Below are 20,542 nucleotides of genomic sequence, written 5' to 3'. Positions count from 1 at the left end.
GGGCCTGCCGACCCACGGAAACCCACCCTAACATCCGCGGCGCCGAGCCGCGGCGAACACGCCCGCTACTGAGGAACCGTGATCGACGTCGCCCCGTGACCGGTGCCGTATTGGCCCGCGTGACCGCCGCCCAGCAGGTCGTGCAGGCCGAGCACCGCGGTGATGCGTCCCGGCGCGGCGTCCACGTCGTCGACCGTGCTGATCGCGGAGTTCAGGCCGGCGTCGGCGCGGGCCACCGCGACGGCGGCGCCCCCGGTCGCCGAACCGTCACGCCCGGCGAGCAGCGTGCCCGAGCCGTGCGGGGCCAGCGCGGCGGAGAACCGGGCCACGCTCGCGCCCTGGTTTCCGGCGTCTTGGGGCAGCGCGCCGCCGGTGATGACCAGCGCGCCGTTGGCCGCGCCCATGTGATCGCTCGCCTGGTAGGTGATGAAGCCGGTGTCGCGCAGCGCGGCCAGCACGGTGTTGCGCTGGGTGTCGTCCACGGCGGGGACCGCGGGATCGGGGTTGGCCAGCAGGGCGATGCCCATCAGGTCACCGGCCTGCGAACCCTGGTCGACGAGCTTGGTGCTCAGCTGCTGACCGGCGGGCAGCACCGACGAGTTCACCACCGTCTGCAGCTTCTCCGCCGAGTTGGCCTCGACGAATTCCTGCGTCAACGACACCGTCCCGGTCACCGTCCCGCCGGCCTGCCCGATGAACTTCGACACCGCGGCCACGTCGTCGTCTTTGGCGTCCGGGGTGCGGAACACCACCACCGATTTGCCGGCCAGCGCGTCGTGCACGATCCGGCCGACCAGTTGGGTGTCGAAATTGTTTGCCGCGCTGAGCTTTTCGTTCAACACGTTCTTCTGGTCGTTGAGCCCGCTGATCTGGGTGTTCAGGTCCTTCTTCTCGTCACGCAGGCTGGACAGCAACGTGTCCGACAAAAAGCCGGAGCCGAGCACGACCCCGACGGCCAGCGCCAGGAACACGGCGGCCAGCGACAGGGCATGTTGGCGTAGCGAGATCATTTAGGTGATCCACTTCTGCACCATCACGCAGAAGTGGTTCCAGTAGTCGGTGACCCAGTGCAGCACCACACCGTCGGTGCGGGAGACCCACAGCGCGACGATGACGGCGATCAGCATCGTCAGCGCCAGCAGCGCGATGGCCCCCGCCGAGATGTGGTTGCGGTACAGGGTGGCCACGGCCTTGGCGTCCACCACCTTCTCCCCGACCCGCAGCCGGGTCAGGAAGGTGGACGGGTTGCTGTGCGCGCGGGTGCGGTCGAAGAACGTCTCGATGTTGGCGGTGTGGCCGGCGGTCACGAGCAGCGCGGCGCCATGGTGGTCGGCCAGCAGCAGGGCCAGGTCGATGGCCGAGCCAGCGGCCGGGAAGGTCATCGCGCCGACGCCGAGGTCCTGGATGCGTTCGAGCCCGGGCGCGTGGCCGTCGGCGTCGGCGGGCAGCACGACCTGGGCCCCGCACTTGAGCGCGTCGGTGCTGATCTGGTCGGGGTCACCGACGATCACCTGCGGGCGGTAGCCGGCCTTGCGCAAAACGTCCGCGCCGCTGCCGACACCGATCAGCGCCGGCTGATACTCCTTGATGAACGGCTTGAGCGACTTGAGGTCGTCCTCTGCGCTCGGCTCGTCGGCGACGATCACCACGTGCCGGCGACGCAGGTCGACGTCCACGTCGGGAATGCCGATGCCGTCGATCAGCAGCGGGCTCTCGCTCTTGATGAACTCGATGGTGTTGCCGGCGAACGCCTCCAAATGGGCGGACAGGCCGCTCTTGGCCTCGCGCATCAGGTCGGCGATGTCGTGGTCGGTGCGCTCGGTGCCGCGGACCAGCCGGCGGTCGCCGGCGTAGACACCGCCCTCGTGCAGGCGGATCTTGGCGCCGTCTTTGACCTTCTTGAAGATGTCGGGTCCGGCCTCGTCGATCAGGGTGACCCCGTTGTTGACCAGGACCTCGGGTCCCAGATTGGGGTAGCGGCCCGACACCGACGGCGAGGCGTTGACCACCGCGGCGATGTCCGCCTCCACCAAAGCGTCCGCCGTGATGCGATCCAGATCCAGGATGTCGAGCACGACGATGTCACCGGGGCAGACCCTGCGCAGCAATCGGTCGATGTTCCGGTCAACGCGGGCAGTGCCGACGAGGCCCGGCCGGGCGGGATTACGGGAAAGCAGGCCTGACATCTTCATGGGGGCGATTCTGTCGGTGATGCGCGGACGAGGCGTGGAGGCGCGCCGTAACACCAGCCTCAGAAGTTATCTAGAGTCCCATTAGTAACAGCTCGGTGCCGAACCGGTCACGAACGTCGACCTGATGCGCGAAATCGGGAAAATGGCGACCACAAGTCGACGCTCGCGGCCTTAGATCTCGTCCTTCTGCGCCGCCTCGAGCAGCTCACGGGCGTGCGCGCGGCCGCTGTCGGATTCGCCCAGCCCGGCCAGCATGCGTGCCAGCTCGGCGACCCGCTCGTCGCCACCGAGGCGCCGCACCACGCTGGTTCCCTTGGGTCCGGCCGCATGCACCACCAGGTGCACGTCGGCGTACGCCGCGACCTGCGGCAGATGCGTGACGACGATGACCTGATGGGTGCGGGCCAACCGCGCCAGCCGCCGCCCGATCTGCACCGCCGCCCGGCCACCCACTCCGGCGTCGACCTCGTCGAACACCATGGTGGTGCCCGCGGCCTCTTTGCGGGACGTGGCCAGCACCACCTCCAGGGCGAGCATCACCCGGGACAGCTCGCCGCCGGAGGCGCTCTTGGCCAGCGGCAGCTGATCCATGCCGCGGTGCGCCGCGAAACCGAACTCGACCTGGTCGACGCCGTCGGCGCCGGCACGGACCAGCTCGCCCGACGGAAGCCGCAGCGCGGCCGCGTCGTCGGAGGCCGACGCCGCGTCCGGCGCCGCGTCCAAGGTCACGTCGATGCTGAATTGCGCGTCGGCCATCGCCAGCCCGGACAGCTCGGCGGTGACGTCCTTGGCGAGCCGCTTGGCGGCCTTGCGCCGGGTGCTGCTGAGTTCGACCGCGGCCCGGGCCAATTCGCGGCCGAGCTCGTCGGCCCGGGCGGCCAGCGCCGCCAGACCTTCCTCGGAGACGTCGAGCTGGGCCAGGCGTTGCCGCGACTCCCGGGCCCACCCGATCACCCCGTCGATGTCCGCGGCGTACTTGCGGGTCAGGGTGCGCAGCTCGGCTTGCCGGGCCAGCCTGGACTCCAGCGCGCTGGCATCGACCGGCAGCTCCTCGAGGTAGCCGCCCAGTTCACCGGCCGCGTCGACGAGCACGGTCAGCACCTCGCCGATCTGGCCTGCCAACGCCACCAGCCTCGCGTCGTCGGTGGATTCCAGTGCGGCCCTTGCCTTTCCCAGGCTGTCGGTGGCGCTGAGGCCGGACCCGTCCGTCTCCTCGGAGGACAGCGCCGCGCGGGCGGTGGCCGCGGCCTCGCGCAAGCTGTCCAGTTCGGAGAGCCGCACGATCTCGGCGACCAGTGCGTCGTCCTCGCCGGGTTGTGGTTCCACGGCGTCGATCTCGTTGAGGGCGAACGTCAGCCGGTCGGCCTCGAGCGCCAGTTCGCGCATGCGGTTGCGGCGGTCGAGCAGGTCGCGCCGCGCTGACAGCCAGGCGTCGCGCAGTTTGCCGTACCGCTCGAGGGCGGGCCCGGCCTTGGCGAACCGGTCCAGCGCCGCGCACTGCTCCTCGGGCCGGATGAGGCGCAGCTGGTCGTTCTGCCCGTGCAAGGTCAGCAGCCCGGCGGTGAAGTCGCCCAACGACTTTGCGGGCACGCTGCGACCGCCGAGGTAGGCCCGCGACGGCCCGTCACGGCTGACCGAGCGCAGCGCGATCACACTGCCGTCCTCGTCGCGTTCCGCACCCGACGCATCCAGCATCTCGTCGAGCTTGACGACCATGGCCTCGTCGAGATCGGTTGTGCTGAAACGTCCTTCGACGACCGCGCGCTCGGCCCCCGACCGGACCCGGGTGGCGTCGGCGCGAGCGCCGCCGAGCAGGTGCAACCCGGTGACCACCATGGTCTTCCCGGTTCCGGTCTCCCCCGTCAGTACGGTCAGGCCGCGGTCGAACTCGCCGACCGCCGAGCTGATCGCCCCGAGCGACTCGATACGGATTTCAGTCAGCATTCGGTCAGGATCCTGTGCAGCGCCGTCAGTTTCCGCGCCACCCGGTCACCGGCAGCCGGAACTTGCGCACCAACCGGTCGGTGAACGGGGCGCTGTCCAGCCGGGCCCATTTCACCGCCGTGTCACAACGTTTCACCTCGATGCGGCTGCCGGCGGGGATCAGGATCTCCCGGCGGCCGTCGCAGAACACCAGGGCGTCGTGGCCGTCCGCCTCCACCTCGATCGCGATGGTGGCGTTCGGGCTGGTGACCATGGGGCGGCCGAACAGCGCGTGAGCGTTGTTGGGTACCACCAGGATTGCCTCGAGGTCGGGCCACAGCACCGGACCGCCCGCGGAGAACGCATAGGCGGTGGATCCCGTCGGAGTCGCTACCAGGACGCCGTCGCAGCCGAAGGCGGACACCGGCCGCCCGTCGATCTCGACCACCACCCCGAGCACGCCGAGCCGGGGCCCCTTTTCCAGGCTGACCTCGTTGAGCGCCCAGCCGTGCGCGGAGACCCGGCCGCCCTGGCGCACCACCACATCGAGGGTCAGGCGGTTCTCCACCCGGTAGTCCTGTGCGACAACGTGGTCCAGCACCCGGTCGATGGCCTCGGCCTCGGCCTCGGCCAAAAAGCCGATCCGCCCGAGGTTCACACCCAGCACCGGGATGTCGGCGTTGCGCGCCAACTCGGCGGCGCGCAGGAACGTCCCGTCGCCGCCGAGCACCAGCACCAGTTCGCAGCCCGCCGCCGCCTGCGGGTCGGCATCGACCACGTCGATCTCGACGCCCATCGCCCGCATGTCGTCGGGGGCCAGATGCAGCGGTCCCCGGTCGACCGCCTCGGCCGACAGCACCCGAAGTCCGATTCCGTTGTCGCCCAGCGTTTTCTGCACGCGGCGGGCCGTCTCGGTGGCTTCTTCGCGGCCGGTGTGCACGACCATCAAGACGGTGCGTTCGGCTGGAGTCACTGCGGCCCGCTTTCCACCGCGCGCCGCACCGCCGTCACCAGGGCGTCACCGGCGAGCGGACGATCGGTCCGGGCGCGCAGCCAGAGGAAGTATTCGACGTTGCCCGACGGCCCCGGTAACGGGCTCGCGGTGACGTCGACGGTCTGCCAACCCAGCCCGGCGGCGCGACCCGCGACCGCCGACACGGCGTCGGCGCGCAGGCCGGGGTCGTGCACCACACCGCCCGCACCGACCTGGCCCTTCCCCACCTCAAACTGTGGCTTCACCATGGGAACGATATCCGCGTTGGGTGCGGCGCATCCAGCCAGCGCCGGCAACACGGTGGCCAGCGAGATGAACGACAGGTCGGCCACAACGAGGTCGGCCGCGCCGCCGATCGCCTCGGGCGTCAAATCACGAACGTTGGTCCGCTCGACGACCACGACCCGCGAATCGCTGCGCAGCGACCACGCCAGCTGGCCGTATCCGACATCCACGGCAACCACTTCGGCGGCCCCGCGATCGAGCAGGACTTCGGTGAAGCCGCCCGTCGACGCGCCGGCATCCAGGCAGCGGCGCCCGGCGACGGGAATCCCGAAGGCGTCCAGGGCGCCGATGAGTTTGTGCGCCCCGCGCGAGACCCAGCCGCGTTCGCCGTCCTGCGCCACCGTCAGGGCGGCGGTGACGGCGACGGCGGTGCCGGGCTTGCGCGCGGGCATCCCGTCGATGCTCACCTTGCCGGCGCCGATCAACTCTGCGGCCTGCTGGCGCGACCGGGCCAGGCCGCGCCGCACCAGCTCGGCGTCAACGCGGGCACGTCGAGACATGCGCGCACTCAGCCCTTCTCCGCCGACTCCAGCGCGGCCAGCAGGACGTCGTGGGCCTCGGAGAGTCGGCGCGCGATCTCTTCGAGCTCGTCGAGCGAGGGCGCCTTCTCGGGATCCTCCTGGTCGCCGGGCTGGGGCAGCCGCGCCAGCAGGGCGTCGATCTCGGCGCGAATCTGATCGGGGTCGATACTCATCGCGTCCCTACGCTAGTCACCCGTCAGTCGGTATGCACCAAAGACCAGCGTTGCAGCGCGGCGCGCGCCCGGTCGTCGGCAGCCTCGATCCGCACGGCGTCGGGGTCCGATGCGTCCCACACCGCGCTGGCGACGGCGCGGACGATCGACAGGCCATCGCCATCGCCATCGCCATCGCCATGGTCTGGGCCCGTGCCCTTGCCGCTGACGGTGATCGTGGTGTCCGCGACGTCGATCCGCCAGCCCGGCTGCGGGCCCACCGCGAGCCGCTCGCCGTCGGCGTGCAGCGAGCGCAGATCGGGGCCGATATAGGTGGGGCGCCGGGAGGGCTTGGCGTACACCGCGTCCCGCGCCGAGTTGACCCCGGTGAGCACCATCAGGCTGGGCAGCTCGGCGGCGTTGGCGCCCTCGATGTCGGTGTCGAGGCGGTCGCCGATCACCAGCGGCGCGCGGAAGTCGCCCCGGGCCGCCGCGTCACGCAGCAGCGCGGGCGCCGGCTTGCCCGCGACCTGGGGCTCGGCGTCAGTGGCCGCCCGCAGCGCGGCCACGAACGATCCGTTGCCGGGCAGCAGCCCGCGCTCGGTGGGCAGGGTCAGGTCGACGTTGGACGCCACCCAGAGCGCGCCGGCCCGGATGGCCAGCGCCGCCTCGGCCAGCTCCGGCCATCCGATGGTCTGCGACAGACCCTGCACGACGGCGGCGGGTTGGTCGTCGTAGCTGCGCACCGCACGTAGACCGACGGCGGTGACCTCGTTGGCCAGCGCCTCGGTGCCCACGATCAGCACCGGCGAGTCCGGCGGCAGCTGGTCGGCCAACAGCCGGGCCGCGCTTTGCGCGCTGGTGGCGACGTCGTCGGCGACGGCGGTGAAACCCAGGTCGGTCAGGTGCGCGGCGACCTCGTCGGCGCTGCGCGAGGCATTGTTGGTGACGAAGTACGCGCGACTGCGCACCTCGGCCAGCGCCTGCACCGCGCCGTCGGTCGGCCGGCGACCGCGGAACATCGTGCCGTCCAGGTCGATCAGCAGGCAGTCATATTGCTGCGCAAGACTTCTCACGTCACCGAGTCCGTCGCGTCAGCCGAGTTCATTGACGCGGTCTTCGGCGTCGGTGACACCGTCGACGTCGGCGGCGGCCGAACGCAGAAACCATTGCAGCGCCTCGTCGGAGCGGTCGAGCGCGAGCAGCGTGTCCGCGTAGGCGTAAAAGAGCCGCGCCGCCGTGGAGCCGGTGCGGCTGGGATCCAGTTGCGGCGTGGACAATACGGTCAGCGCTTGCTCCAGCTGGCCGAGGTCGGCGCGCGCCCCGGCGGCGACGATGCGCAGCTCGTCGGCGTCGTCACCAGACAGCTCGGCGGCCTCGGGTCCGCGCGCGAGTTCGATCGCCCGCTCTGGCCGGCCAAGTCCGCGTTCGCAATCGGCGATCAACGCGAGCAACGCGGACTTGCTGCCCATGCGGCGGGCGGCGCGAAACTCCGCCAGCGCCTGCGACCAGTCGCCGCAGTGGTAGGCGGCGATCCCGACCGCCTCCCGGATGGTGGCGATCCGGCTGGAGCGGGCCCGCGCCGCGCGGGCGTGGCGCAAGGCCGCCTCCGGGTCCTCGTCGAGCAGCTCGCCCGCGGCGACGAGGTGGCGCGCCACCGCGTCGGCGGTGGCGCGATCCAGGGTGCTCAGCTCGCGGCGAACGTCGGGTGCCAGCTGCTTGGCTTCCACGCCGGGCGGGATCGGCGGCCCGTCCTGCGGGGCGCGATCGGCCGCGGCGTCCCGTCGCGCGGCGCTCTGCGGCTGAGCCGGCCGTGCACGGCCCGGACCGGACCAGCTGCCGGATGCCGGCCGCGCCCGCCGCTCGCCGCGGTGCCTCTGCCTGTCGTCGACCACGCTGCCGAGAATACGGGCAGCACTACACCTAACTTGGCAGCCGGTTGCCCAGCAGCGGTGCGATCAACGCCGGGCAGTAGGTCGCGATCGCGACGATGGTGAACCTGCCGGCCGTCTCGTACGACATGCCGTTGCCCTCGGCCATCTTGGACGTCACCGCGTCGAAGGACCCGCCGGGCTCGAACAGCATCGGGCACACCGACTGTCCCATCGCCGTGGTGCCGGTCGGTTGGGAGTACGAGATCCCGGCGTTCGTCAGCGCCGACAGGAAAGCGTTGCTGAGCATGTCCGCGCGGATCGGCGCCGACAGCGCCCCCGACAATGCCGCCGCCAGCGCCACCAGGCTCGTGATCACCCCCAGGCTCCGCAGGACGGTCAACCGCACACGCGTCGCGAAAATCACCGTGACAACAGTGGTCCCCGCGGATCACGCCGAGGACACGGTGAGGTAAAGATCTGCGCACGCGCGTGTTTTGCGGGGGCCGATCGGGGCCCGCCCGGCTAGACCTTTTCGACCCCGGCGACGGTGCGCTTGCCGCGGCGCAGCACCAGCCATCGGCCGTGCAGGAAGTCCGACGGTTGCGGAGTCCACTCCTCGCTCTCGATGCGGACGTTGTTGACCGAGACGCCGCCTTCGCCGATGGTGCGCCGCGCGGCCTTCTTGCTCTCGGACAGCCCGCTGGCCACCAGCAGGTCCACGATCCCGTTGGGGCCACCGGGTTTGAGCTCGGCGACCGACGCCTCGCGCAGCGCCGCGGCCAGCGTGGCCTCGTCGAGCCGGTCCAGCTCGCCCTGTCCGAACAACGCCCGGCTGGCGTGCTCGACGGCCTCGGTGGCCGCCTCGCCGTGCACCAGGATGGTGAGTTCGCGCGCCAGGCGCCGCTGGGCGGCGCGTTGTTGGGGGCGCTCGGTCGTGGCCTGTTCCAGCTCGCCCAGCTCGTCGGGCGACAGGAAGGTGAACCACCGCAGGTAGCGGATCACGTCGGCGTCGGCGGTGTTGAAGAAGTACTGGTACCAGGCGTACGGGGTGGTCAGCGCGGGGTCCAGCCACAGGCTGCCGCCGCCGGTGGACTTGCCGAACTTGGTGCCGTCGGCGGCGGTCACCAGCGGCACGGTCAGCGCGTGGACCGAGGCGCCGAGCTGCTGGCGGACCAGCCGGACCCCGGCGATGATGTTGCCCCACTGGTCGGAGCCGCCGATCTGCAGGCGGCAGCCGTAGCGGCGGTGCAGTTCGACGTAGTCGTTGGCCTGCAGCAGCATGTAGCTGAATTCGGTGTAGGAGATGCCGTCGCCGTCCAGGCGGCGCCGGACGGTGTCGCGGTCGAGCATGACGTTGACCGAGAAGTGCTTGCCGATGTCGCGCAGGAACTCGATGGCCGACAGCGGGCGCGTCCAGTCCAGGTTGTTGACGACGACGGCGCCGGTGGGTGAGTCGTCAAAGTCGACGAAGCGTTGCAGCTGTCCGCCGATCCGTTCGGTCCACTCGGCGACGGTGTCGGCCTCGTTGAGCGTGCGCTCGCCGACGTCGCGCGGGTCGCCGATCATGCCGGTGGCGCCGCCGGCCAGCACGATCGGGCGGTGCCCGGCCCGCTGAAACCGGCGCAACGCCAGCAGGGGCACCAGGTGGCCGGCGTGCAGGCTCGGCGCGGTGGGATCGAAGCCGGCGTACACCGTCATCGGCCCGCGCTGGGCTTCGGCCGCCAACGCATCGAGGTCGGTGGACTGCGCGATCAGGCCGCGCCAGCCCAGCTCGTCGAGGATCATGGTGTACGAGTCTTCCAGAGCGCCGCCGCCGAGCGTCGACTTGTGGTGCGGTTTCGGGCGTTCTCGCCCAACGACTCGACGTTGGCCGTCGGCTAGTCGCTGGCGCCCGGCGCCGGCGCGCGGGGGCTGCGGCGATAGGCCGAGACCTCCGGGCGCCCCGGGAGCCACAATCGCCACGGCCGGTCGGCGGCCTGGCTGACACCGACCCGCGGGCCGCACACCGAGCTCAGCGGCTCGTGCAGTTCGAGCGTCACCGGACTGTCGGCATCGAACAGGTTAATTCCGTTGTCGTCCATCGTGATTCCCATGGCCGAGCACAGGTTTCCCGGCCCGCGCGCCAGCGCCGCGGTGTGCACCAGCTCGCCGCGGCGGGCCCGGGCGGCGTCGGTGCCGTCCTCGATGGCGGCGGCCCGCAGCAAGACGGCGGCGGCGGTGCCGTCGGGTCCGCACGAAACGTTGGCGCAGACGTGGATGCCGTGGCTGCGGTAGGTGTAGAGCCGCCCTGGCGGCCCGAACATCACGAAATTGCGGGCGCGCAGGCCCTTGTAGGAATGTGCGGCGGCGTCCGGCCACGGACCGTCGGGCACTCCCCCGTACGCCTCGACCTCGACGACGACGGCCGTCACGCCCCGCGCGGTGAGGGTCGCGCCCAGCAGCCGGCGGGCGGCCTCGACGGGGTCGACCAACAGCGGAGCCGCAGCCGTGCGTGCGCGAGATCGTCGTCCAGCCTCGACCAATTGAAGATCCTGAATCCTCTTTTCAGTAACCCAACGAACCTACCGGCGGCCCGAACGTGGCAGTATCCCGGTGTCCGGGACCCAAAGGAGCCCACATGCACGCGATAGACCCTGCCGCCACGGCGTGGCTGCTGGCCAGCACCGCGCTGGTCCTGCTGATGACCCCCGGCCTGGCGATCTTCTACGGCGGCATGGTCCGCACCACCGGGGTGCTCAACATGATGATGATGAGCTTCATCTCCATCCCGCTGGTGACCGTGGCGTGGCTGCTGGTCGGCTACACCCTCGCGTTCTCTGAGGACGGGATGAGCGGGCTCGTCGGCAACCTCAGGCATTTCGGGATGCTCGGCATCACCCCCGACACCGTGCACGGCACCGCGGTGCCCGAGTTGCTGTTCGCCACCTTCCAGTTGACGTTCGCGATCATCACCGCCGCGCTGGTCAGCGGCGCGATCGCCGACCGCGCCAAGTTCGCCGCCTGGATGGTCTTCGTCCCGGTGTGGACGATCGCCGTGTATTCGGTTGTCGCGCACTGGGTCTGGGGGCCCCGAGGCTGGCTGGCCAGGTTGGGCGTCCTCGACTATGCGGGCGGCCTGGTCGTCGAGATCGTCTCGGGTTCCTCCGCGCTGGCGCTCGCGCTGGTCCTCGGGCCGCGCATCGGCTTCAAGAAGGACGCCATGCGGCCGCACAACCTGCCGTTGCTGTTCGTCGGTGTCGGGCTGCTGTGGTTCGGCTGGTTCGGGTTCAACGCCGGTTCCGCCCTGGCCGCCAACGGAACCGCCGCGGCCATCTTCCTCAACACCCTGGTCGCCGGGTGCCTGGGCATGCTGGGTTGGCTTGCCGTCGAACAGATTCGCGACGGCCGGCCCACGACCTTCGGTGCGGCATCCGGTGTGGTCGCCGGCCTGGTGGCCATCACCCCGTCCTGCGGGACCGTCAACACGCTGGGTGCGACGATCGTCGGCCTGGCGGCGGGCGTCGTGTGCTCGTTCGCGGTGGGCGCGAAATTGCGCTTCAACTATGACGATTCGCTCGACGTGGTGGGCGTGCACTTCGTCGGTGGCGTCGTCGGCGTGTCCTTGATCGGGCTGCTGGCCACGGCGGTCATGACCGCGGGTCCCCGCGGCCTGTTCTACGGGGGCGGCGTCGGGCAGCTGGGCAAGCAGACGCTGGCGATCGTGGTCGTCGCGTCCTACGCGTTCGCCGTGTCATTCGTGCTGGGCAAGGTGATCGACCGGGTGATGGGTTTCCGGCTCAGCACGGAAGACGAGACCACCGGCGCCGACCTCACGCAGCACGCCGAAACCGCCTACGCCGAAGGCGTGCACGGACATCTCCCGCAGCGCCGCCCCGCCATCGGCGAGCGCTTCAACTAAAGGGCGGGCCGCGACGGCCCGGATGCCGCGAGACTGCAACCACCGACGCAGTCCGCGAGTGCGCCCGTCGGCGGTTACCGCCTCGCGGTGTCGACCATGTAGCCCTTGACAGGCCCGCCGCGCACGAGGAATATTCATCACATGATGAGTTCATCCAGTGATGAATTAATCTCGAACCGGAGCGGGGCGGCGGTCAAGATCGATCACCTGCGCGTGATCCGGGGCAAACGCCCGGCGCTACACGACTTCTCCGTGCAGATCGCCACGGGCAGCATCACCGGCCTGCTCGGTCCGTCCGGCTGCGGCAAGACCACGCTGATCCGATGCATCGTCGGCACCCAGATCGTGACCTCGGGCGACGTCCGGGTGCTCGGCAAGCCCGCCGGCAGCGCCGAACTGCGCCGCCGCATTGGCTACCTGCCGCAAGACCCGACCATCTACAACGACCTGCGCATCGTCGACAACGTTCGCTACTTCGCCACGCTGTACGGATTCGACGGCCAAGCCGCCGATGCCGCCATCGAGCGTGTCGGGCTCAGCGATCACCGAACCGCCTTGTGTGGCAACCTCTCCGGCGGTCAACGTACCCGGGTGTCGCTGGCCTGCGCGTTGGTGTGCCAGCCCGATCTGCTGGTGCTCGACGAGCCGACGGTGGGCCTCGATCCCGTACTGCGCGCCGACCTCTGGGACCAGTTCGCCGAACTGGCCCGCGCCGGGACCACACTGCTGGTCTCCAGCCACGTCATGGACGAGGCCGACCACTGCGGCGATCTGCTGCTGATGCGCGAAGGCCGACTGGTCGCCCACACCACCGGAACCCAACTGCGAGAGGACACCGGATGCACGTCACTCGAGGACGCGTTTCTGTCCATCATCAAGCGCAGCGCCATGCGCGAAGCCGGTTAGGGCTCAAGGGATATACGGCGACCACCACGCGGATACTGCGCCAGTTGGCCGCCGATCACCGCAGCGTCGCGATGATTCTGCTGGTGCCGGTCCTGGTGATCACCCTGATGTATTTCATGTTCGAAAACGCCCCGCACCGCCCGGGCGGCCCGACCCCGTTCAACAACGCCTGTCTGATCCTGCTGGGCCTGTTCCCGCTCTTCGTGATGTTCATCATCACGGCGATCACCATGCAGCGCGAGCGGGCGTCGGGAACGCTGGAGCGCATCTTGACCACCCCGTTGCGCCGGCTCGATCTGCTGATCGCCTACGGCACCGCCTTCTCAGCGGCCGCTGCGGCGCAGGCCGTGCTGGCGTGCGCCGTGTCGTTCTGGCTGCTCGGCTTCGACACGGCGGGCAGCCCGTTATGGGTCTTCGTGATCGCGATCGTCAACGCCGTGCTTGGGGTTGGCCTGGGCCTGTTGTGTAGTGCGTTCGCCCGCACCGAGTTTCAGGCCGTGCAATTCATCCCGCTGGTCATGGTGCCGCAGCTGCTGCTGGCCGGCATCATCGTGCCGCGAGCGGTGATGCCACACTGGCTGCAATGGATCAGCAATGTGTTGCCGGCCAGCTACGCGCTCGAGGCCCTGCAACAGGTGGGCACGCACCCGGAACTGACCTTCATCGCGGTGCGCGACATCATCGTGGTGTTGGGCTTCGCCCTGGCGGCGCTGTGCCTGGCGGCGGCGACGCTGCGGCGACGGACGGCCTAGTGGCGATCGCAAGCGCCGGAAGCCGCAGGCGGCGGGGGCGGCCGGCCGGCAACTCCGACACCCGCGATCGGATCCTGAACAGCGCCCGGGAACTGTTTGCGCGCAACGGTATTCGTAACACTTCGATACGCGCGGTGGCCGCCGCGGCGGGGGTGGATTCGGCGCTGGTGCATCACTACTTCGGCACCAAGGAGCAACTGTTCGCCGCGGCCGTGCACATCCCGGTCGACCCGATGGAGGTCATCGGCTCGTTGCGTGAGGTGCCCGTCGAGGAGCTCGGCTACCAGATTCCGTCGACACTGTTGCCGCTGTGGGACTCCGAGATCGGCGCGGCGTTCATCGCGACGCTGCGCTCGATTCTGGCCGGGTCGGAGATCAACCTGTTCCGCACGTTCATTCAGGACGTGATCGCCGTCGAAGTCGGTACCCGCGTGGACAATCCGGAGGGCAGCGGAACGATTCGCATCCAGTTCGTGGCCTCACAACTAGTGGGTGTGGTGATGGCGCGCTACATCCTGCAACTGGAGCCGTTCGCGTCGCTGCCGCCCGAGCAGATCGCTCGGACCATCGCGCCCAACCTGCAGCGCTACCTCACTGGGGATCTGCCGGACGGCCTCGTGCCATGAGCCGGGTGTGCTCGTCGTCGTCGACATCGCGGGCCTCGTCGATGAGCAGCACCGGGATGTCGTCCTCGATGCGGTAGGCACGCCGCAGCCGGGGGTTGTAGAGCAATTCCTGCCCCACCAAGACCAGCGGGCCGCGATCGGCCGGGCACACCAGGATGTTCAACAGCGCGTCGTCGATCATGACTGCGCGCCGCTCAGCTCGGAACGCACCCCGGGCGTCAACCGTCGGTAGTGTTCGGTCTCCGCATCGAAATACCAGACGTGGCGTCCCGCCTTCGGAATCCCCGCGGCCCGCAGCGCGCTGACGGTCGGGCGGTATGTCGCGCTCAACGTCATCTCCGGGACCACACAGACGATGTCGGGCCCCAAACCGATCGGGATCTTGGCGAAGGCCTCGGTCAGGTCAGCCGCGGTGATGGAGGCGCCCGGCAGCAGCGTCACCGCCGACACCGCCACCTCGTGGCCACCCACCGGCACGTTGTAGGTGACCGCGAGGTCGACCCCGTTGACGCAGCCCAGCGCGTCGGTGACCGGCTCGGCGTAGACCAACCCGCGCTGGGTCCGCACCACCGAGCCGCGCCGGCCCGCCAACCAATAGTCGCCGTCGTCGTCGCGGTAGAACAGGTACTCGGTCGAGATCCAGGTGTCGCCGGCGGCGAACACGCCGCGCTTGACCGAGGCGCTCGGGTCGATCGGGCCGTTGGAGGCGGCGAGCAGGACCCCGACCTGTTTGGGTTCGGCGATCTGCACGAAGCCGCGCTCGTTCTCCAGGATCAGGTCGTGTTCGGTGTCGTAGGCGCCCAACTCGATGCGACCGGCACCCGGCAGAGGACGGCCCTTGCTGCCGACCTTGGCGCCCGACACGTTGGCCAGCACCGCCTGCCCGTCGGTGGTGGCGAAGAACTCGACGACGTGGGCGGGCGCGAACGCCTCGACGACCCGCCCCCACAGCCCGGTCGGCATGCCGGATCCGATGAACAGGCGCACGGGGTGGTTGCCGTGCAGGACGAAGGGCGGATCGGCCGGGTTGTCCAGGATCTCGCCGAGCATCGCCCAGGTGTAGGACACCACGGTGACGCCGTACTGGCGCACCTCCTGGATGAACCGGTCCCGGTCCAGGCCGCGCGACAGCGCGATGCGGGTACCGCCGACGACCGCGCCGCCGAGGCTGACCAGCAGTGCCGACTCGTGGTGCAGCGGCGTCAGGCAGTAGACGGTGTCGCGACGGTCGAGGGCGGCCGTCGAGGCCGTGCCGAACGCCGAGACCGCCCAGCGGTAGTTGGTGATCTGCTTGGCCACCAGCTCGCCGCCCGCCGCGCTGAACGCGATGAACGCCAGATCCCGCGCCAGTCCCGGGTTGGGCCGATACCAGCCGGGCAGCTCGACGGCATCCGGATCGATCTGTTCCATGTCGATGACTTGGGGCTGCTCGATGGAGTCCTCGGGTAGGTGCAGATCGCGCGACTCCCCGCCGCCGAGCACCAGCACCTGTCGCAGCAGTTGACCGTCCGACTCCAGCACGGCGTCGAGGTTGGTCGGGTCGGTCAGGATCTCGGTCACTCCCCCGAGCCGCACCGACGCGGCCAGGTCGGCGTCGGGCCGCATCACCACCGCGATGGCGCCCAGGCGAGACAGTGCGGCGATGGCCACCAGCGCGCTGGGCCGCGTCTCCATCAGCACGCCGACGCGGTCACCCTGTCGCACCCCGACCTCGATGAGGCCGCGGACCACGTTGTTGATGCGGCGGTTCACCGCCTCGTAGGTGTGCACGCGCCCGTCGAACAACAGGAATTCGCCCTGCGGGGCGTTGCGGGCCTGCTCCTCGATGATGCGGCCCAGCGAGATCCGGGTGTGGTCGTTGATCTGTCCCAGCCGGACCAGCCGCGGGAGCGTGCGGGCCGTTTCGACGGCCAGGGTGCGCACGGATTTGTTGGCCGCGACGACGGTGTTGGCCGCGCCGCGCGCTATTCCCAGGGCTGCCTCGGAGGCCTCCCCGAGGCCGTGCGCGATCCGGGAGCTGAGTGCCACCCCGCTGTCGGTGTGCTCCGCAGGCTGGTCGGCCATCAGCTCGATGCTGGTGGGTTTTTCGCCACCTGCGGACAGCCACTTCACCCACTCGGCGACGGTCGGCCAACTCTGTTGTGCCGCTTTGGTTCCGACGACCAAACCGAAATGTCCTGTGCGAATGGTGTATTCGTAGACCTCGGCGTACGGCGCCGCCCGCCGGATGCCTCGCACCGACGCGGGCTGCCCGATGTCGTCCACCTCGCCGACGAACGCCAGCACGGGACAGGTGATGTCGGTCAGCGTCACCATCTGGCCGTTGACGGCGAAGCCGCCCGTCATCATCCGGTTGTGGGCAATGAACTGCTTGAGCAGTTCGGAGATCGCCGGGCCCGACCAGGCGATCCAGCCTTCGCGTTCGAGGAAGCGGCGCTGCTGCTCGCGCGGCAGCAGCGCCTCGCGGTCGTGTAGCTGGCGCACGAAGTCGACACGCGCCTTGGCGGTCTTGAGCGGATCGAGCATCTGGAAGCCGGTCCGCGCCATCCAGCTCGGGATGGCCAGCCGGCTGAACACGTGGTCGGCCATGAAGTTGGCGGCGGGCGCCGCGAAGTTTGCCGGGATGCCCATGGGCAGGGCGGCCAGTGTGTCCACCGGCGACCCGAAGGTGACGATGCTGGCCAGGCTCTTCGAGCGCCGGTAGGCGGCGACCTGGTAGCACCACATGCCACCCTGCGAATAGCCCACCAGGTGCACGTCGCTGCCGGTCACATCCTTGACCGTGTCGATCGCCTCGCCCAGCGCGACGATGTGGTCGGCCAGCGTGCGGCGCATGCCGCCCTCGACCTTGTCCGGTTCGCCGAAGTCGATGACCCACGGGTCGAGGCCGTGGGCGTGCAGGATCCCCACGGCGCCCTCGTCGCGCGTGACGTCCCACATGTCGGCCGACATCATCATCGGATGCACCATCAGCACCGGCGGGCCGACGGGCGACTGGCCGGGCCGGCTGTCCGGCGGGAAGTACCGCCGGAGCTTGTACATCGGTACGCTCTCGACGATCTGGGACGGGGACGGCACCGTGCCGGTTTCCAAGCCCCCCAATCGCAAGACTTCCAGCCCGTTCTGCGCGGTGGCGATCAGCCGCTCGACCGGTCGTGTGACCATCGACAAATTGAGATCCACTGCTGCTCCCTGAGTCTTGACAGCTTGGACATCATGGCACATCTGGGCAGCTAGAAGGGCGGTGGTTACACCGATACGGCGCGCAGCGGCCGCCGTGAGAACAGACCCGGGCTCAGTTAGAAAGGTGGCGGATCGTCGTCGGGGCCGTAGGTGGCGGGCCAGGATTTGCTGACCGATGGTGCGCGCCGGGCCAGCCGGGCGTCGCGGTTGTGTTTGCGTTCGGTGGCGATGCGGGTGGCGCGGTCGTGGGCGCGGGTGCGGCGGCGTTGGGGCATCATCGCGGTGCGCTCGCCACACCGCTCAGCGGCCGCGGGCGCAACAACCTCGCCGGTGGGTGCGCACAAGCTGGGGAACAACAACGCGCTGCCCGGGAAGGTCACGTAGGTGCGCGCGGCCGGGGAGGTCCAGATCAGGATGCCATCGGGTAGCTGCTGGTCGCGCCAGCCCCAAAACGTTTTCACCAAATGATGCGTGCGGCATAAACATTTGAGGTTCGAGGCCTGGGTGGGCCCACCGGCGGCATACGGGATCGTATGGTCCACATCGCAGTGGGCTTGTCAAGATAACTGTGTAAGTAGTTGTGGCCGTTGGTGTTTAGTGGGTTGTCATAGTGGGAGTCGGTCGGGGAATTGGATCGCGAAAGCATTGAGCGCTTCGGTCCAGCGGTAGGTTCCTTGTCCTTGGGCTGATCCTCGTTTCTGGTTGATGTTGCGGATGGCCAGATACAGCAGTTTCATCGCCGCGGCGTCAGACGGGAATGAGCCGCGGGCCTTGGTGACTTTGCGCAGCTGGTAGTTCAGCGATTCGATGGCGTTGGTGGTGTAGATGATCTTGCGGATCTCGACGGGGAAGGCCAAAAACGGCACGAACTCCGCCCAGGCCCGGTCCCAGACCGCGACCGCCCCCGGGGATTTGGTCTTCCATTCAGACCGAAACTGCTCCAGGGCGACCGCAGCGGCCTGTTCGGTGGCTGCGGTGTAGATCGGGCGCAGCGCGGCGGCCATCTTCTTGCGGTCGGTATAGGAGGCGTAGCGCATGCTGGCCCGCAACAAGTGCACGACACAGGTTTGGATGACCGCCTGGGGCCAGACGGCGGCGATCGATTCCGGCAGCCCGGTCAGCCCGTCACAGCAGACGAACAACGCATCCCGGCACCCCCGATTGCGCAGCTCGGTGAGCACGCCGTGCCAGAACTTCGCCCCTTCGGTCTGCTGAATCCACACCCCCAAGACCTGCTTGATGCCCTCGACATCGACCCCGATCACCACGTGGGCGGCCTTGTTGGCCACCACGCCGCCATCGCGGATCTTGAGCCGGATCGCGTCGATGTAGAGGATCGGATAGACCGGATCGACCGGCCGGGACTGCCAGGCGGCGATCTCGTCGGCCACCACCTCGGTGACCCGCGAGACCGTGGCCGCTGAGACACTGGCGCCATAGACCTCGGCCAGGTGCTCGGTGATGTCACGGGTGCTCATGCCGCGCGCGTAGAGCGACAAGATCATGTCCTCGACCTGGCCGAGCCGGCGTTTGCGCTTAGGCACAATGACCGGATCGAAGGTGCCATTGCGGTCGCGAGGCACTTCCAGATCCACCGGGCCGGCGGTGGTCAGCACGGTCTTGCGTCCGTGGCCATTGCGCGAATTGCCCGAGCCATTGCCGGCCGGATCGCCGTGCTCATAGCCAAGGTGATCGGCGATCTCGACATCGAGGGCGCGTTCGAGAACACTCTTGGTGATCTGGGACAACAGCCCATCAGGGCCGTCGATAGGCATGCCGGAGGCCTCGGCGTCGGCAAGCAAGGCATCAAGTGCCGCCGGGGGCAGCACCTGCGCCAACTGCTTGGCAGCCTCATCGCGCGATGGATCCGATCGAGACAAAGCGATTCACTCCTGTCCGGTGGCCAGCATGCCTGACCACCATTCAGGCCCAACCACTTACACAGTCAATGAGACACGCCCATCGCAGTCGGTGGCCGGTCGATCACACCCGGGCCAGCGACACGTCAGATCCCGACACCGCACGAAATCAGCCAGCGCCCTCGAGGGCACATACCGGTGCTCGGCAGGGGCATCACCGGGATGGGTCAGCGCCACCAGGCGCGCCGAGGCCGCCAACTCGGCGATGAGTTCGGGTGGGATCAACCCCTCAGCGCCAAACTCGTAGCCGTGGGTCGAACCGGTGCCATCGAGGCCGGTTTGACCGGCGATCACATGGATCACCACCGGGCCCGCCGCCCTACCCCCGGCCGCACAATCCGCGCGCCCACACCGACACCCGAGGCGGTCAGCGCCGGCGGCCAACACCCCCAACGCATCGGCGCGGCGCTGCTCACGGGTACGCGGGTCGTGCGCACACACCGTGGCCGCCAACGCATCCAAGCGCCGGTCCAGCGCGTGGGCATCCGGGCCGGCCAGCGTGCCCTCCAAATGGGCCAGGCCCTCGCCCATGTCGGCGAACCACACCTCCCGACCGGCGATGCGCTCGGTGCGACGGCGCACCGCATCGGCGTCCGCGCGCGCCACCACCTTGTCGACCTGGGCGGCCAGCCGGGTCTGACTCAACGACGGCCACCGGCCCACCGAGGCCGCCAACGCGGCATCCACCGCCGCCAACACCTGCAGGTCATCGATCAAATCCGTGCGGAACACGATCGTCTGAAACACCCGCAAGTCGATATCCCCGGCGCCAAACACCGCCCCCACCTCGGGTAGCCGCTCCCGCAAAGCCCGGGCATAACGCACCCGACTCGCGGCCAACCCCGGGCCGATCCGCAACTGGGCGGCCACCTCCGCAGCCACCGCCGCCTCGGTATCGACCGCCCACGCCTCGGTCTCCGAACACCGCGACAACCGATAGGCAAACAACTCCCCGATCGCCACCAACTGCGCCGCCGCCGCCCGATTCTCCACCCGCCCCACCACACCGATGCAGTCCAGCAGCGCCGCCGACTCCGGCGTCACCGACGGATGACAGCGCTCGATGAGCTCATCAAGGGCCGCGATCCCCGCAAGCCGCCCCGCTTCATCGAACATACATTCGACAATGCCACAGGGGTACGACAAGGCGCGCCCTGGTCCGGCTCACTCCCCCTGGTGACTCGCTGTGAATCGGCTGGGCGCCAGTTTGTGCAGTAGGACACCGGGTACACAGCCGACGCGCTTCGGTCACGACCGTGGTCGAGACCGTTTCGGTTGAAACCCACGGCTGGGCGCTATGAACACCGCCGGACCGTG

At 69.3% G+C, this 20,542-nt stretch carries 18 protein-coding genes and 2 pseudogenes; 4 read left to right on the top strand and 16 right to left on the bottom strand.

The genetic code is table 11. The features are described from left to right. Positions 1-65: 65 nt before the first annotated feature. The 11 genes from ACZ50Z_RS06950 to ACZ50Z_RS06900 form a co-directional block, all read right to left on the bottom strand. Positions 66-1,010 (bottom strand): copper transporter, encoded by a 945-nt coding sequence (locus tag ACZ50Z_RS06950; RefSeq protein WP_464482874.1) that lies wholly within the window; start codon positions 1,008-1,010, stop codon positions 66-68. Then, the gene (gene steA / locus ACZ50Z_RS06945) at positions 1,011-2,192 is read right to left on the bottom strand and encodes a putative cytokinetic ring protein SteA (RefSeq protein ID WP_464482873.1); all 1,182 of its coding nucleotides are present in this window, start codon (positions 2,190-2,192) and stop codon (positions 1,011-1,013) included. Positions 2,193-2,363: 171 nt separating this feature from the next. After that, positions 2,364-4,136, bottom strand: coding sequence for a DNA repair protein RecN (gene recN / locus ACZ50Z_RS06940; RefSeq protein ID WP_464482872.1), 1,773 nt, complete (start codon positions 4,134-4,136; stop codon positions 2,364-2,366). Positions 4,137-4,161: 25 nt separating this feature from the next. Then, a complete protein-coding gene (locus tag ACZ50Z_RS06935) occupies positions 4,162-5,088 on the bottom strand; it encodes an NAD kinase (protein ID WP_464482871.1) in 927 nt (308 codons plus the stop codon). Next, entirely contained in the window at positions 5,085-5,894 is an 810-nt protein-coding gene (locus tag ACZ50Z_RS06930; RefSeq protein ID WP_464482870.1) for a TlyA family RNA methyltransferase, read from the bottom strand. The genes ACZ50Z_RS06935 and ACZ50Z_RS06930 overlap by 4 nt, the downstream gene beginning before the upstream one ends. A gap of 8 nt (positions 5,895-5,902) precedes the next feature. After that, a complete protein-coding gene (locus ACZ50Z_RS06925) occupies positions 5,903-6,088 on the bottom strand; it encodes a hypothetical protein (protein WP_008257585.1) in 186 nt (61 codons plus the stop codon). 23 nt (positions 6,089-6,111) lie between these two features. Further along, positions 6,112-7,143 (bottom strand): HAD-IIA family hydrolase, encoded by a 1,032-nt coding sequence (locus ACZ50Z_RS06920; protein ID WP_464482869.1) that lies wholly within the window; start codon positions 7,141-7,143, stop codon positions 6,112-6,114. Between the two features lie 18 nt (positions 7,144-7,161). Beyond that, positions 7,162-7,962: a tetratricopeptide repeat protein gene (locus ACZ50Z_RS06915; RefSeq protein WP_464482868.1), complete on the bottom strand. Its 801-nt coding sequence runs from the start codon at positions 7,960-7,962 to the stop codon at positions 7,162-7,164. Between the two features lie 28 nt (positions 7,963-7,990). Then, complete coding sequence (locus tag ACZ50Z_RS06910) at positions 7,991-8,365, bottom strand: DUF732 domain-containing protein (protein WP_464482867.1); 375 nt, start codon at positions 8,363-8,365, stop codon at positions 7,991-7,993. A 98-nt stretch (positions 8,366-8,463) separates the two neighbouring features. Beyond that, a complete protein-coding gene (gene tyrS / locus ACZ50Z_RS06905) occupies positions 8,464-9,726 on the bottom strand; it encodes a tyrosine--tRNA ligase (protein WP_464482866.1) in 1,263 nt (420 codons plus the stop codon). A 92-nt stretch (positions 9,727-9,818) separates the two neighbouring features. Then, a complete protein-coding gene (locus ACZ50Z_RS06900) occupies positions 9,819-10,463 on the bottom strand; it encodes a DNA-3-methyladenine glycosylase (RefSeq protein ID WP_464482865.1) in 645 nt (214 codons plus the stop codon). Between the two features lie 95 nt (positions 10,464-10,558). On the opposite strand from ACZ50Z_RS06900, the gene ACZ50Z_RS06895 reads away from it, so the two are divergent. The 4 genes from ACZ50Z_RS06895 to ACZ50Z_RS06880 all read left to right on the top strand — a co-directional run bounded on the left by ACZ50Z_RS06895 (position 10,559) and on the right by ACZ50Z_RS06880 (position 14,123). Then, positions 10,559-11,839 (top strand): ammonium transporter, encoded by a 1,281-nt coding sequence (locus ACZ50Z_RS06895; RefSeq protein WP_464482864.1) that lies wholly within the window; start codon positions 10,559-10,561, stop codon positions 11,837-11,839. A 141-nt stretch (positions 11,840-11,980) separates the two neighbouring features. Further along, a complete protein-coding gene (locus ACZ50Z_RS06890; RefSeq protein WP_464482863.1) occupies positions 11,981-12,745 on the top strand; it encodes an ABC transporter ATP-binding protein in 765 nt (254 codons plus the stop codon). Continuing rightward, the gene (locus ACZ50Z_RS06885) at positions 12,679-13,497 is read left to right on the top strand and encodes an ABC transporter permease (protein WP_464482862.1); all 819 of its coding nucleotides are present in this window, start codon (positions 12,679-12,681) and stop codon (positions 13,495-13,497) included. The genes ACZ50Z_RS06890 and ACZ50Z_RS06885 overlap by 67 nt, the downstream gene beginning before the upstream one ends. 5 nt (positions 13,498-13,502) lie before the next feature. Continuing rightward, a complete protein-coding gene (locus tag ACZ50Z_RS06880; protein ID WP_464486122.1) occupies positions 13,503-14,123 on the top strand; it encodes a TetR/AcrR family transcriptional regulator in 621 nt (206 codons plus the stop codon). On the opposite strand, the gene ACZ50Z_RS06875 is transcribed toward ACZ50Z_RS06880, so the two are convergent. The 5 genes and pseudogenes from ACZ50Z_RS06875 to ACZ50Z_RS06855 all read right to left on the bottom strand — a co-directional run. Next, complete coding sequence (locus tag ACZ50Z_RS06875) at positions 14,089-14,304, bottom strand: Trm112 family protein (RefSeq protein ID WP_464482861.1); 216 nt, start codon at positions 14,302-14,304, stop codon at positions 14,089-14,091. The two genes, ACZ50Z_RS06880 and ACZ50Z_RS06875, sit on opposite strands and share 35 nt — an antisense overlap. Further along, on the bottom strand, positions 14,301-17,348 hold the full coding sequence (locus ACZ50Z_RS06870; protein ID WP_464482860.1) for an acyl-CoA synthetase: 3,048 nt from the start codon (positions 17,346-17,348) through the stop codon (positions 14,301-14,303). Before ACZ50Z_RS06870 ends, ACZ50Z_RS06875 begins: the two co-directional genes overlap by 4 nt. Before the next feature lie 74 nt (positions 17,349-17,422). Beyond that, positions 17,423-17,854: pseudogene (locus ACZ50Z_RS06865) on the bottom strand (HNH endonuclease signature motif containing protein); the annotation flags it as partial. Positions 17,855-17,911: 57 nt separating this feature from the next. Continuing rightward, the gene (locus tag ACZ50Z_RS06860; protein WP_464486090.1) at positions 17,912-19,144 is read right to left on the bottom strand and encodes an IS256 family transposase; all 1,233 of its coding nucleotides are present in this window, start codon (positions 19,142-19,144) and stop codon (positions 17,912-17,914) included. Between the two features lie 123 nt (positions 19,145-19,267). Then, positions 19,268-20,341, bottom strand: a pseudogene (locus tag ACZ50Z_RS06855) (13E12 repeat family protein); the annotation flags it as partial. Between the last annotated feature and the right edge of the window lie 201 nt (positions 20,342-20,542).

It is taken from the genome of Mycobacterium sp. NTMscope_MAC_269 (assembly GCF_976985695.1).
The sequence above is the reverse complement of the archived record's forward strand: the minus strand, read 5'-3'. Positions and strand labels throughout refer to the sequence as shown.